This window comes from Acidovorax sp. (genome assembly GCF_034519795.1).
In the GTDB taxonomy this organism is placed as follows: domain Bacteria; phylum Pseudomonadota; class Gammaproteobacteria; order Burkholderiales; family Burkholderiaceae_C; genus Acidovorax.
Genome location: NZ_JAXHOB010000020.1, coordinates 658862 through 671255, shown reverse-complemented (window position 1 = coordinate 671255; position 12394 = coordinate 658862). Strand labels below are relative to the sequence as shown.

General features: G+C 65.6%; 9 protein-coding genes. All 9 read left to right on the top strand.

Annotation, left to right across the window (positions count from 1 at the left end):
* Positions 1-93: 93 nt before the first annotated feature.
* On the top strand, positions 94-726 hold the full coding sequence (locus tag U5N23_RS24370; protein WP_322595278.1) for a DUF1415 domain-containing protein: 633 nt from the start codon (positions 94-96) through the stop codon (positions 724-726).
* Positions 723-1658 carry an SAM-dependent methyltransferase gene (locus U5N23_RS24365; protein WP_322595277.1) on the top strand — a complete coding sequence of 312 codons (936 nt, stop codon included), beginning with the start codon at positions 723-725 and terminating at the stop codon, positions 1656-1658. The genes U5N23_RS24370 and U5N23_RS24365 overlap by 4 nt, the downstream gene beginning before the upstream one ends.
* A gap of 265 nt (positions 1659-1923) precedes the next feature.
* Positions 1924-2628, top strand: coding sequence for a transposase (locus U5N23_RS24360; protein ID WP_322595276.1), 705 nt, complete (start codon positions 1924-1926; stop codon positions 2626-2628).
* Between the two features lie 174 nt (positions 2629-2802).
* Positions 2803-7539 (top strand): glutamate synthase-related protein, encoded by a 4737-nt coding sequence (locus U5N23_RS24355; RefSeq protein ID WP_322595275.1) that lies wholly within the window; start codon positions 2803-2805, stop codon positions 7537-7539.
* 54 nt (positions 7540-7593) lie between these two features.
* Complete coding sequence (locus tag U5N23_RS24350) at positions 7594-9072, top strand: glutamate synthase subunit beta (protein WP_322595274.1); 1479 nt, start codon at positions 7594-7596, stop codon at positions 9070-9072.
* Positions 9073-9378: 306 nt separating this feature from the next.
* Positions 9379-10197 (top strand): ABC transporter ATP-binding protein, encoded by an 819-nt coding sequence (locus U5N23_RS24345; RefSeq protein WP_322595273.1) that lies wholly within the window; start codon positions 9379-9381, stop codon positions 10195-10197.
* A complete protein-coding gene (mlaE, locus tag U5N23_RS24340; RefSeq protein ID WP_322595272.1) occupies positions 10194-10976 on the top strand; it encodes a lipid asymmetry maintenance ABC transporter permease subunit MlaE in 783 nt (260 codons plus the stop codon). The genes U5N23_RS24345 and mlaE overlap by 4 nt, the downstream gene beginning before the upstream one ends.
* 24 nt (positions 10977-11000) lie before the next feature.
* Positions 11001-11489, top strand: coding sequence for an outer membrane lipid asymmetry maintenance protein MlaD (gene mlaD, locus U5N23_RS24335; protein ID WP_322595271.1), 489 nt, complete (start codon positions 11001-11003; stop codon positions 11487-11489).
* Between the two features lie 8 nt (positions 11490-11497).
* Entirely contained in the window at positions 11498-12328 is an 831-nt protein-coding gene (locus tag U5N23_RS24330) for a VacJ family lipoprotein (protein ID WP_322595270.1), read from the top strand.
* The last annotated feature ends 66 nt before the right edge of the window (positions 12329-12394 follow it).

The following is a 12394-nucleotide window of genomic DNA, read 5'->3' as shown; positions in this document are numbered from 1 at the left end:
CGCTGGATCCGGCCGAAAAGGGTGGCAAAAGACCTGCTGGCCCCCGCCCGTTAAAATTGCCAGCCACCCCACGCGCGCACCCAGCGCCTTTGCATGAACACCCATTCTTCTGCGGCCTTGCCATCGACCGAGGTCTCCTTGCCCCCTGCTGAGCACCCGGTCGTCCGCAACACGGTGCAATGGCTGGAGCGGGCCGTCATCGGACTGAACCTGTGCCCTTTCGCTAAGGGAGTGCACGCCAAGGGGCAGATCCACTACGTGGTGAGTGCCGCCGTCCATCCCCAGCAACTGTTGGCCGACCTGCGTGAAGAGCTGCTTGCTTTGGCGGGGATGGATGCAGCCGTCCGGGACACCACCTTGCTCCTCGTGCCCACGCCGTTGCTGGCGGATTTCCTGGACTTCAACGACTTTCTCGGCGCGGCAGAAGACCTGGTGGACGAACTCGAACTCGACGGCACGCTGCAGATCGCCAGCTTTCATCCACAGTTCCAGTTCGCCGGCACCGCCGCGGACGACGTGACCAACTGCACCAACCGCTCCCCGTATCCTACGCTGCACTTGTTGCGTGAGGAAAGCATCGACCACGCGGTAGAGGTCTTCCCCGAGGCCGAGACCATCTACGAACGCAATATCGAAGTGCTTGAAAAGCTGGGCATGCCGGGGTGGGAGGCTCTGCAGGTTGGTGCCGGCTGCGCCGCTGCCCCAGCGGTGGGAGGTGCTGCATGAACGCGCCCCGCAACAAGCAAAGCGCCAAGCCTGCGGGCAAGGGTGCCCCAGCAGCACAAGCGGATCTGCTGTCCGAACTGCGCCCAGGCCAGTCGATCGAGCTGCTGCAGGAGCTGCACATCCTCACCCGCGATGGGCGGCTCAACCAGGATTCGCGGCGCAAGCTCAAGCAGGTGTACCACCTGTTCAACTTCATCGAGCCCCTGCTCACCGAGTTGTCGGCCGAGGGGCACAGCCCCAGCCTGGCCGACCATGGCGCGGGCAAGTCCTACCTCGGCTTCATCCTCTACGACCTGTACTTCAAGGCGCTCTCGCGCGGCCATATCTATGGCATCGAAACGCGCAGCGAGCTGGTGGACAAGTCGCGCGCGCTGGCCCAGCGGCTCGGTTTTGGCCGCATGTCCTTCCTGAACCTGTCGGTGGCTGAATCCTCCGATGCCGCTGAACTGCCTGCGCAGGTCGATGTCGTCACCGCGCTGCACGCCTGCGATACCGCCACCGACGATGCCATGGCCTTCGGCCTGCAAAAGCGGGCCCGCGCCATGGTCCTGGTGCCCTGCTGCCAGGCCGAGATGGCCGCCTGCCTGCGCCAGGGCAAGGCGCTGCAGCTGTCGCGCACGCCGCTGGCCGAGCTGTGGCGCCACCCCCTGCACACGCGCGAACTGGGCAGCCAGGTCACCAACGTGCTGCGCTGCCTGTACCTGGAGGCCAGCGGCTACCAGGTCACGGTGACCGAGCTCGTGGGCTGGGAGCACAGCATGAAGAACGAGCTCATCATCGCACGCTACACCGGCCAGAAGAAGCGCAGCGCGGCTGAACGTCTGCGCGCCATCCTGCGCGAAATGGGGCTGGAGCAGGCGATGGCCGCACGCTTCGGGCTGCAGCCCGGAGCCGAAGTACAGGCGGACAGCGCCGAAGCCGTCGCGCCCTAGGAGCGTGCGCGGCAGAAGGAGCATCGGCTGCAACGCCCGACAAACCGGTCTCGCCGGGTATCACCTCCGGCGCCCAGGGGGCCACCCTGGGCTTGTCGGTACTACCCAGCGATCCTCGGTTTTCGGACGTTTCGCTTCGATGCCTTCTGCCGCGCACGCTCCTAGAATCCACTCTGGGTCCCTGTGGGCGGCGGGCACCGCATTGGGTGAAATAGGGGACAGGTATATCATGCCTCTCCGTTCCCTCCAACCACCCGCCTTCGCCATGGCCCGCCTGCCCCGACTGACACTGCCCGGCTTTCCCCACCATGTGATCCAGCGCGGCAACAACCGCCAGGCGATCTTCCTGGACCGGGCCGACTTCGAGGCCATACTGGTACTCTTGGACGAAAACGCGCGCAAGTTCCAGGTGGCCCTGCATGCCTATGTGCTCATGGACAACCACTTTCATCTGCTGGCCACGCCGGCCACCGACGAAGGCCTGCCGCAGATGATGCAGTCCATCGGCCGCAGCTATGTGCGCTACTTCAACCAGCGCCACGGCCGCACTGGCACTCTGTGGGAGGGGCGCTACCGCTCCACCGTGATAGAGGCCGAGCGCCATTTGCTGGCCTGCATGGTCTATATCGATCTCAATCCCGTGCGCGCCGGCATCGCCGCGCGCGCAGCGGACTACCCTTGGTCCAGCCACGCCCACTGGCTGGGACTGCGTACCGACAAGCTTCTTACCACCCATGCGTTGTACTGGGCGCTGGGCAACACGCCTTTCGCGCGCGAGGCTGCCTATGCCGCTCTGGTGCAATCGGGCCTGGGCGACACGCAGCTCCAGGCCCTCACGCAGTCTGCCTTGAGCGGATGGGCGCTGGGCGAGCCCGACTTCGTTGCAGAGCTGCAGAAGCTGACCCCCCGTCGGGTGGCCAAGGCCAAGCCAGGCCGGCCGCCGATGCCCGCGCCCTCCATCGAGCTCTGAACGGGTTTTCAAAACGATCGCCCGCAATTCGCTTCGGTTAAATATGTCCCCAATTAAATCCGACTTGCTCGGTTGGGTAATTTAATAAGAATCTGACCCTAATTAATATGCTTGCCTTGCATGTTGCAATGCACTAATCTTGCACTCCCTGCGAAAATTCATGAGGAGTGCGCCATGACCACGGCTGCCGAGATCCAGCATCTCCAACAAAACGGTTTGTATTCATCGTCCAACGAACACGACGCCTGTGGCCTCGGTTTCGTCGCCCACATCAAGGGCGTCAAGCGCCACGACATCGTGACGCAGGCCTTGAAGATCCTGGAGAACATCGACCACCGGGGTGCCGTGGGTGCCGACAAGCTCATGGGCGACGGCGCGGGTATCCTGATCCAGATCCCCGACGCGCTGTACCGCGAAGAGATGGCCAAGCTGGGCGTCACGCTGCCTGCCGCCGGTGAATACGGCGTGGGCATGATCTTCCTGCCCAAGGAGCATGCCTCGCGCCTGGCCTGTGAGCAGGAGATGGAACGCGCCATCAAGGCCGAAGGCCAGGTGCTGCTCGGCTGGCGCGACGTGCCGGTGAACGTCGGCATGCCCATGTCGCCCACCGTGCGCAAGAAGGAGCCCATCCTGCGCCAGGTCTTCATCGGCCGCGGCAACGACGTGATCGTCCAGGACGCGCTGGAGCGCAAGCTGTACGTGATCCGCAAGACCGCCAGCGCCGCCATCCAGAACCTCAAGCTCAAGCACAGCAAGGAATACTACGTTCCCAGCATGTCCAGCCGCACCGTGGTCTACAAGGGCCTGCTGCTGGCCGACCAGGTGGGCACCTACTACATGGACCTGCAGGACGAGCGCTGCGTCTCGGCCATCGGCCTGGTGCACCAGCGCTTTTCCACCAACACCTTCCCCGAGTGGCCGCTGGCCCACCCCTACCGCTACGTGGCGCACAACGGTGAGATCAACACCGTCAAGGGCAACTACAACTGGATGAAGGCGCGCGAAGGCGTGATGGCCTCGCCCGTGCTCGCGGCCGATCTGCACAAGCTCTACCCCATCAGCTTCGCCGACCAATCCGATACCGCCACGTTCGACAACTGCCTGGAACTGCTGACCATGGCCGGCTACCCCATCAGCCAGGCCGTGATGATGATGATCCCCGAGCCCTGGGAGCAGCACACCACCATGGACGAGCGCCGCCGCGCCTTCTATGAATACCACGCCGCGATGATGGAACCCTGGGACGGCCCGGCCTCCATCGTCTTCACTGATGGCCGCCAGATCGGCGCCACGCTGGACCGCAACGGCCTGCGCCCCTCGCGCTATTGCATCACCGACGACGACCTGGTCATCATGGCCTCGGAATCGGGCGTGCTGCCCATCCCCGAGAACAAGATCGTGCGCAAGTGGCGCCTGCAGCCCGGCAAGATGTTCCTGATCGACCTGGAGCAGGGCCGCATGATCGACGACGAGGAGCTCAAGGCCAACGTCGTCAACACCAAGCCCTACAAGCAGTGGATCGAAAACCTGCGCATCAAGCTCGACAGCATCGACGCTGCGGCCGACGCGCCTGCGCCCGAAGCCGCCACGCTGCCGCTGCTCGACCGCCAGCAGGCCTTCGGCTACACGCAGGAAGACATCAAGTTCCTGATGGCCCCCATGGCCCGCAATGGCGAGGAAGGCATCGGCTCCATGGGCAACGACAGCCCGCTGGCCGTGCTCTCGGGCAAGAACAAGCCGCTGTACAACTACTTCAAGCAGCTGTTCGCCCAGGTGACGAACCCGCCGATCGACCCGATCCGCGAGGCCATCGTGATGTCGCTCAACAGCTTCATCGGCCCCAAGCCCAACCTGCTGGACATCAACCAGGTCAACCCGCCCATGCGGCTCGAAGTGAGCCAGCCCGTGCTCGACTTCGCCGACATGGCCAAGCTGCGCGACATCGAAAAGTACACGCAAGGCAAGTTCAAGAGCGCCACCATCGACATCACCTACCCGCTGGACTGGGGCCGTGAGGGCGTGGAAGCCAAGCTCGCCTCGCTGTGCGCACAGGCCGTGGACGCCATCAAGGGCGGTGCCAACATCCTGATCGTCAGCGACCGCGCCGTGAGCGCCACGCAGGTGGCCATCCCAGCACTGCTGGCCCTGTCGGCCATCCACCAGCACCTGGTGGGCGCCGGCCTGCGCACCACGGCCGGCCTGGTGGTCGAGACCGGTACCGCGCGCGAAGTGCACCACTTCGCCGTGCTGGGCGGCTACGGCGCCGAAGCCGTGCACCCCTACCTCGCGATGGAAACCCTGGCCGAGATGCACAAGAACATGCCCGGCGACCTGTCGCCGGACAAGGCCATCTACAACTACGTCAAGGCCATCGGCAAGGGCCTGTCCAAGATCATGTCCAAGATGGGCGTGAGCACCTACATGAGCTACTGCGGCGCGCAGCTGTTCGAGGCCATCGGCCTGAACACCGACACCGTGGGCAAGTACTTCACCGGCACCGCGAGCCGCGTGGAAGGCATCGGCGTGTTCGAGATCGCCGAGGAAGCCATCCGCATGCACAAGGCCGCCTTCGGCGACGACCCCGTGCTCGAGACCATGCTCGACGCCGGCGGCGAATACGCCTGGCGCGCCCGTGGTGAAGAGCACATGTGGAGCCCTGACGCGATCGCCAAGCTGCAGCACTCCACGCGTGCCAACAACTGGAACACGTACAAGGAATACGCGCAGATCATCAACGACCAGAGCAAGCGCCACATGACGCTGCGCGGCCTGTTCGAGTTCAAGATCGACCCCGCCAAGGCCATCCCCGTGGACGAGGTCGAACCCGCCAAGGAAATCGTCAAGCGCTTTGCCACCGGCGCCATGTCGCTGGGCTCCATCTCCACCGAGGCGCATGCCACGCTGGCCGTGGCCATGAACCGCATCGGCGGCAAGAGCAACACCGGCGAAGGCGGCGAGGACGCCGCGCGCTACCGCAACGAACTCAAGGGCATCCCGATCAAGCTGGGGGACACCTTGAAGAGCGTGATCGGCGCCGAGAACGTCGAGGTCGACCTGCCCCTGCAGGACGGCGACTCCCTGCGCAGCCGCATCAAGCAGGTGGCCTCGGGCCGCTTCGGCGTCACGGCCGAGTACCTGTCCTCGGCCGACCAGATCCAGATCAAGATGGCCCAGGGTGCCAAGCCCGGCGAAGGCGGCCAGCTGCCCGGTGGCAAGGTCTCCAACTACATCGGCAAGCTGCGCCACAGCGTGCCCGGCGTGGGCCTGATCTCGCCCCCGCCGCACCATGACATCTACTCCATCGAAGACCTGGCCCAGCTCATCCACGACCTGAAGAACGTGGCGCCGCACGCCAGCATCAGCACCAAGCTGGTGTCCGAAGTCGGCGTGGGCACCATCGCCGCAGGCGTCACCAAGTGCAAGAGCGACCACCTCGTGATCGCCGGCCACGACGGCGGCACGGGCGCATCGCCCTGGTCGTCGATCAAGCACGCGGGCGGCCCCTGGGAGATCGGCCTGGCCGAAACCCAGCAGACCCTGGTGCTCAACCGCCTGCGCGGCCGCGTGCGCGTGCAGGCCGACGGCCAGATGAAGACCGGCCGCGACGTTGCCATCGGCGCGCTGCTCGGTGCCGATGAGTTCGGCTTTGCCACGGCGCCCCTGGTCGTCGAAGGCTGCATCATGATGCGCAAGTGCCACCTCAACACCTGCCCCGTGGGCGTGGCCACGCAGGACCCCGCGCTGCGCGCCAAGTTCTCGGGCAAGCCCGAGCACGTGGTGAACTACTTCTTCTTCATCGCTGAAGAAGTGCGCCAGATCATGGCCCAGCTCGGCATCCGCAAGTTCGACGACCTGATCGGCCGCTCCGACCTGCTCGACACGCGTTCCGGCATCGCCCACTGGAAGGCCCGCGGCCTCGATTTCGGCCGCCTGTTCGCCCAGCCCAATGTGCCGGCCGACGTGCCGCGCTACCACGTGGACGTGCAGGACCACAACATCGAGAACACGCTCGACCGCAAGCTCATCGAGCGCAGCCGCCCGGCCATCGACAAGGGTGAGCGCGTGCAGTTCATCGAGGTGGCGCGCAACGTCAACCGCTCCGTGGGCGCCATGCTCTCGGGTGCCGTGACGCGTGCCCACCCCGAGGGCCTGCCGGACGACACCATCCGTATCCAGCTCGAAGGCACGGGCGGCCAATCGTTCGGCGCCTTCCTCACGCGCGGCATCACGCTGTACCTGATCGGCGACGCCAACGACTACACGGGCAAGGGCCTGTCGGGCGGCCGCGTCGTCGTGCGCCCCAGCATCGACTTCCGCGGTGACTCGGTACGCAACACCATCGTGGGCAACACCGTGATGTACGGCGCCACCACGGGTGAAGCCTTCTTCAGCGGCGTGGCCGGCGAACGCTTTGCCGTGCGCCTGTCGGGTGCCACGGCGGTCGTCGAAGGCACGGGCGACCATGGCTGCGAATACATGACCGGCGGCACCGTGATGGTGCTGGGCAAGACCGGCCGCAACTTCGCGGCCGGCATGAGTGGCGGCGTGGCCTATGTCTACGACGAAGATGGCCAGTTCGACACGCGCTGCAACATGTCCATGGTCACGCTCGAGCGCATCCTGCCGTCGTCCGAACAGGAAGCCACGGTTCCACGCGCCATCTGGCACAACGGCCAGACCGACGAAGCCCAGCTCAAGAAGCTGCTGGAGGACCACAACCGCTGGACGGGCAGCAAGCGTGCGCGCGAACTGCTCGACAACTGGGCGGCATCGCGCAGCAAGTTCGTCAAGGTCTTCCCGACCGAGTACAAGCGCGCGCTGGCCGAGATTTATGAACGCAAGGTGCTCGAGGAGCCTGCCACCCCTGCGGTGGCACCGGCCTCCAAGAACGTGGCCGTACCCGCCAAGTAAGGCGCTGCCCGACCACACACCTGCACAGCATTCATAGACATAGGACACGCAATCATGGGAAAGACCACCGGCTTCATGGAGTACGAGCGCATCGAAGAGGGCTACAAGCCCGTCGGCGAGCGCCTGAAGCATTACAAGGAATTCGTCATAGGCCTGGATGAGGCCCAGGCCAAGGTGCAGGGCGCGCGCTGCATGGACTGCGGCACGCCGTTCTGCAACAGCGGCTGCCCGGTGAACAACATCATTCCGGACTTCAACGACCTGGTCTACCAGGCCGACTGGAAGAGCGCCATCGCCGTGCTGCACAGCACCAACAACTTCCCCGAGTTCACCGGCCGCATCTGCCCCGCACCCTGCGAGGCGGCCTGCGTGCTCAACGTGAACGACGATGCCGTGGGCATCAAGTCCATCGAGCACGCCATCATCGACCGCGCCTGGGAAGAGGGCTGGGTCAAGCCCCTGCCGCCCAAGCACAAGACCGGCAAGAAGGTCGCCGTGATCGGTGCCGGCCCCGCCGGCATGGCTGCGGCCCAACAACTGGCGCGCGTGGGCCATGACGTGACCCTGTTCGAGAAGAACGACCGCATCGGCGGGCTGCTGCGTTACGGCATCCCCGACTTCAAGATGGAGAAGTCGCACATCGACCGCCGCGCTGACCAGCTCAAGGCCGAAGGCGTCACCATCCGCACCAGCGTTTTCGTCGGTGCCGCCAAGGACGGTCTGGGCAAGGGCTCCAAGGTCACCAACTGGGCCAAGGAAACCATCACCCCCGAGCAGTTGCAGGCCGAGTTCGACGCCGTGCTGCTCACCGGCGGCGCCGAGCAGAGCCGCGATCTGCCCGTGCCCGGCCGCGACCTCGATGGCATCCACTTCGCCATGGAGTTCCTGCCCCAGCAGAACAAGGTCAACGCCGGAGACAAGCTCAAGAACCAGCTGCGCGCCGACGGCAAGCACGTCATCGTGATCGGTGGCGGCGACACCGGCAGCGACTGCGTGGGCACCAGCAACCGCCATGGCGCAGTCAGTGTCACGCAGTTCGAGCTCATGCCCCAGCCGCCCGAAGTCGAAAACCGCCCCATGACCTGGCCCTACTGGCCGATCAAGCTGCGCACCAGCTCCAGCCATGAAGAGGGCTGCGAGCGCGAGTTCGCCATCTCCACCAAGGAGTTCATCGGCGAGAAGGGCAAGGTCACCGGCCTCAAGACCGTGCGCGTGGAGTGGAAGGACGGCAAGATGGTCGAGGTCGCCGGCTCCGAGAAGATCCTCAAGGCCGACCTGGTGCTGCTGGCCATGGGCTTCGTGAGCCCTGTGGCCGCCGTGCTCGAAGCCTTCGGCGTCGAGAAGGACGCCCGTGGCAACGCCCGCGCCACCACCGAGTTCGATGGCGGCTATGCCACCAGCGCCCCCAAGGTCTTTGCCGCCGGCGACATCCGCCGCGGCCAGTCCCTGGTGGTCTGGGCCATCCGCGAGGGCCGCCAGGCCGCGCGCTCGGTTGATGAGTTCCTCATGGGCTACTCGGACCTGCCGCGCTGATCGCTGACAGGTCGAAGGCTGAGAGCGGCGCCCGAGCGGCGCCGTTTTTCGTGGTGCGGACAGGGGGAGGTACCGGGAAAAAACCGTTGCGCACGCGCGACGCAGGATGTAGGCACAATTGGAAGCAATGTCCCTCCGGGAATACCAGACACTGGCATACCGGACACTGCTGCATAGCCGTACGGGAAGTGTGCAAACATTCATGTATGTATGTTTGCTGATTCGGCTACCATCGCTGCTGCCCCGCGCGTGGGTTGCCTTGCGTGTGGACCCCCGTTTCTGATCCTTGCCCATTGTTTCTCATCGATGCCTGAGCCCTCGCCCTTTGCCGAATTGCGCAACGTCACCTTCTCCTATGGTGACCGCGCCATCCTGCGCGACGTGTCGCTGAGCGTGCCGCGCGGCAAGGTCACGGCGCTCATGGGGGCCTCGGGCGGCGGCAAGACCACGGTGCTGCGCCTCATCGGCGGGCAGCAGCAGGCGCAGCAGGGCGAGGTGCTGTTCGATGGCCAGAATGTGGGGACGATGGATGCAGCCGCCCTGTACACGGCACGGCGGCGCATGGGCATGCTGTTCCAGTTCGGCGCCCTGTTCACCGACCTCGATGTGTTCGAGAACGTGGCCTTTCCGCTGCGTGAGCACACCGACCTGCCCGAGGCGCTGGTGCGCGATGTGGTGCTCATGAAGCTCAATGCCGTGGGCCTGCGCGGCGCACGCGATCTCATGCCCAGCGAGATCTCCGGCGGCATGGCGCGGCGCGTGGCGCTGGCCCGTGCCATCGCGCTCGACCCCGAGCTCGTCATGTACGACGAGCCCTTCGCCGGGCTCGACCCCATTTCTCTGGGCACGGCTGCCCAGCTCATCCGCCAGCTCAACGATGCCATGGGGCTGACGAGCATCGTGGTCTCGCACGACCTGGAGGAAACCTTCCGCCTGGCCGACCACGTGATCATCCTGGGGGAGGGCGTGGTCGCCGCGCAGGGCACGCCCGACGAGGTGCGCGCCAGCGAGGACCCGCTGGTGCACCAGTTCGTGCACGCACTGCCCACCGGGCCGGTGCCCTTCCATTACCCGGGGCCCACGGCAGAGCAGGACTTCGGCCCTGCCGGAGGGATAGGCCTGTGAGCTGGTACAAACCCTCCGACGTGGGTCTGGCGGTGCGCCAGCAACTGGCCGACATCGGTGCCGCGGCGCAGCTGTTCGTGCGCCTGGTGCGCCTGTTCGGTGCCACCTTCATGCGGCCCTCGCTGGTGCGCGACCAGGTGCACTTCCTGGGCAATTATTCGCTGGCCATCATCGCCGTCTCGGGCCTGTTCGTGGGTTTCGTGCTCGGCCTGCAGGGCTACTACACGCTGCAGCGCTATGGCTCGTCCGAGGCGCTGGGCATGCTGGTGGCGCTGTCGCTGGTGCGCGAGCTCGGGCCGGTGGTCACGGCGCTGCTGTTCGCCGGCCGGGCGGGCACCTCGCTCACGGCCGAAATCGGCCTCATGCGCGCGGGCGAGCAGCTCAGCGCCATGGAAATGATGGCCGTGGACCCCGTGCGCCGCATCCTGGCGCCGCGTTTCTGGGCCGGCATCATCACCATGCCGCTGCTGGCGGCGGTGTTCAGCGCCGTCGGCGTGATCGGCGGCTGGGTGGTCGGTGTGGTGCTGATCGGCATCGACCCCGGCGCTTTCTGGAGCCAGATGCAGGGTGGGGTGGATGTGTGGAAAGACGTCGGCAACGGCGTCGCCAAGAGCTTTGTCTTCGGCATCACCGTCACCTTCGTGGCACTGCTGCAGGGCTATGCCGCCAAGCCCACGCCCGAAGGGGTGTCCCGCGCCACCACGCGCACGGTGGTGATGGCTTCGCTGGCGGTGCTGGCGCTGGACTTCCTCCTCACCGCCATGATGTTCAGCATCTAAGAAGTAAGCAAAGAGATCGCAACCATGCAACGCTCCAAAAATGATGTCTGGGTAGGCCTGTTCGTGATGCTGGGCATCGCGGCGCTGGTGTTCCTGGCCCTGCAGTCGGCCAACCTGCTGACCCTCAATTTCCAGCGCGGCTACCAGCTTACCGCCCGCTTCGACAACATTGGTGGCCTGAAGCCCCAGGCGGCCGTGCGCAGCGCTGGCGTAGTCGTGGGCCGGGTCGAGTCCATCGCCTTCGACGACAAGACCTACCAGGCGCGCGTCACGCTGGCCATGCAGGACCGCTATGTGTTTCCCAAGGACAGTTCGCTCAAGATCCTCACCAGCGGCCTGCTGGGCGAGCAGTACATCGGCATCGAGGCCGGTGGCGACGAGAAGAACCTTGCGGCGGGCGACATGATCACCGCCACGCAGTCCGCCGTGGTGCTTGAAAACCTGATCGGACAATTTCTTTACAGCAAGGCCGAAGACGGCAGTAAGCCCGCAGGGGCAGGTAGCAAAAAATGATGAACAGGATGCCAGCGGGTACTGCCCGCGACGATGAAAACCACCCCGCCCATGGCGCTGCAGCGCTGCGGCGTGCCGGCCGGGCCCTGGTGGCCGTGGTGGGTCTGGCCTTGCTGGTCGGCTGCGCGAGTGGTCCCCGCAACGATCCGCGCGACCCGCTGGAGCCGTACAACCGCGGCGTCACCCAATTCAACGAGCAGGTCGATGCCATCGTGCTCAAGCCAGTGGCCACGGCCTACAAGGAAGTCACGCCACCGCTCGTGCGCACCGGCGTGAGCAACTTCTTCGCCAACCTGACCGACGTCTGGTCCTTCGTGAACAACGTGCTGCAGCTGCGGCTCGAAGGTGCGGCCTCCAGCTTCATGCGTGTCAACGTGAACACCTTCCTCGGACTGGGCGGCGTGCTGGACGTGGCCAGCGAGATCGGCATCGACCGCTACCGCCAGGATTTCGGCCTGACGCTGGGCAGTTGGGGCATGGCTACCGGCCCGTACCTGGTTCTGCCCATCCTGGGTCCTTCCACCGTGCGCGACACCCTGGCCCTGCCTGTCGACATGATGGGCAACCCCGGGCGCTACGTGGACCCGACATCGGCCCGCAATTCGCTGTACGCCCTGCGCGCGGTGGACGCGCGTGCCAACCTGCTGCGGGCCGGCTCGGTGCTCGACAGCGCGGCGCTCGACAAGTACAGCTTCACGCGCGATGTGTTCCTGCAGGTGCGCAGCCAGGCTGGGGCGGTCCCTTACGACAAGGACAAGGACAAGGACGACAGCCAACGCAACGCGAATGACGGTGTGCTGCCCGAGGAGCCCCCGCCGGCGGATGCCAAGACCCGCTGAACCACTGAACCCTGAACACCTGCCTGGTGTTGCACTTGCTTGCAACCCGCTACCGGGCAGAAGCAC

Coding starts and splice junctions, on each gene's coding strand:
- U5N23_RS24370 (WP_322595278.1), top strand. CDS start 94: ATGAACACCCATTCTTCTGCGGCCTTGCCATCGACCGAGGTCTCCTTG.
- U5N23_RS24365 (WP_322595277.1), top strand. CDS start 723: ATGAACGCGCCCCGCAACAAGCAAAGCGCCAAGCCTGCGGGCAAGGGT.
- U5N23_RS24360 (WP_322595276.1), top strand. CDS start 1,924: ATGGCCCGCCTGCCCCGACTGACACTGCCCGGCTTTCCCCACCATGTG.
- U5N23_RS24355 (WP_322595275.1), top strand. CDS start 2,803: ATGACCACGGCTGCCGAGATCCAGCATCTCCAACAAAACGGTTTGTAT.
- U5N23_RS24350 (WP_322595274.1), top strand. CDS start 7,594: ATGGGAAAGACCACCGGCTTCATGGAGTACGAGCGCATCGAAGAGGGC.
- U5N23_RS24345 (WP_322595273.1), top strand. CDS start 9,379: ATGCCTGAGCCCTCGCCCTTTGCCGAATTGCGCAACGTCACCTTCTCC.
- mlaD (WP_322595271.1), top strand. CDS start 11,001: ATGCAACGCTCCAAAAATGATGTCTGGGTAGGCCTGTTCGTGATGCTG.
- U5N23_RS24330 (WP_322595270.1), top strand. CDS start 11,498: ATGCCAGCGGGTACTGCCCGCGACGATGAAAACCACCCCGCCCATGGC.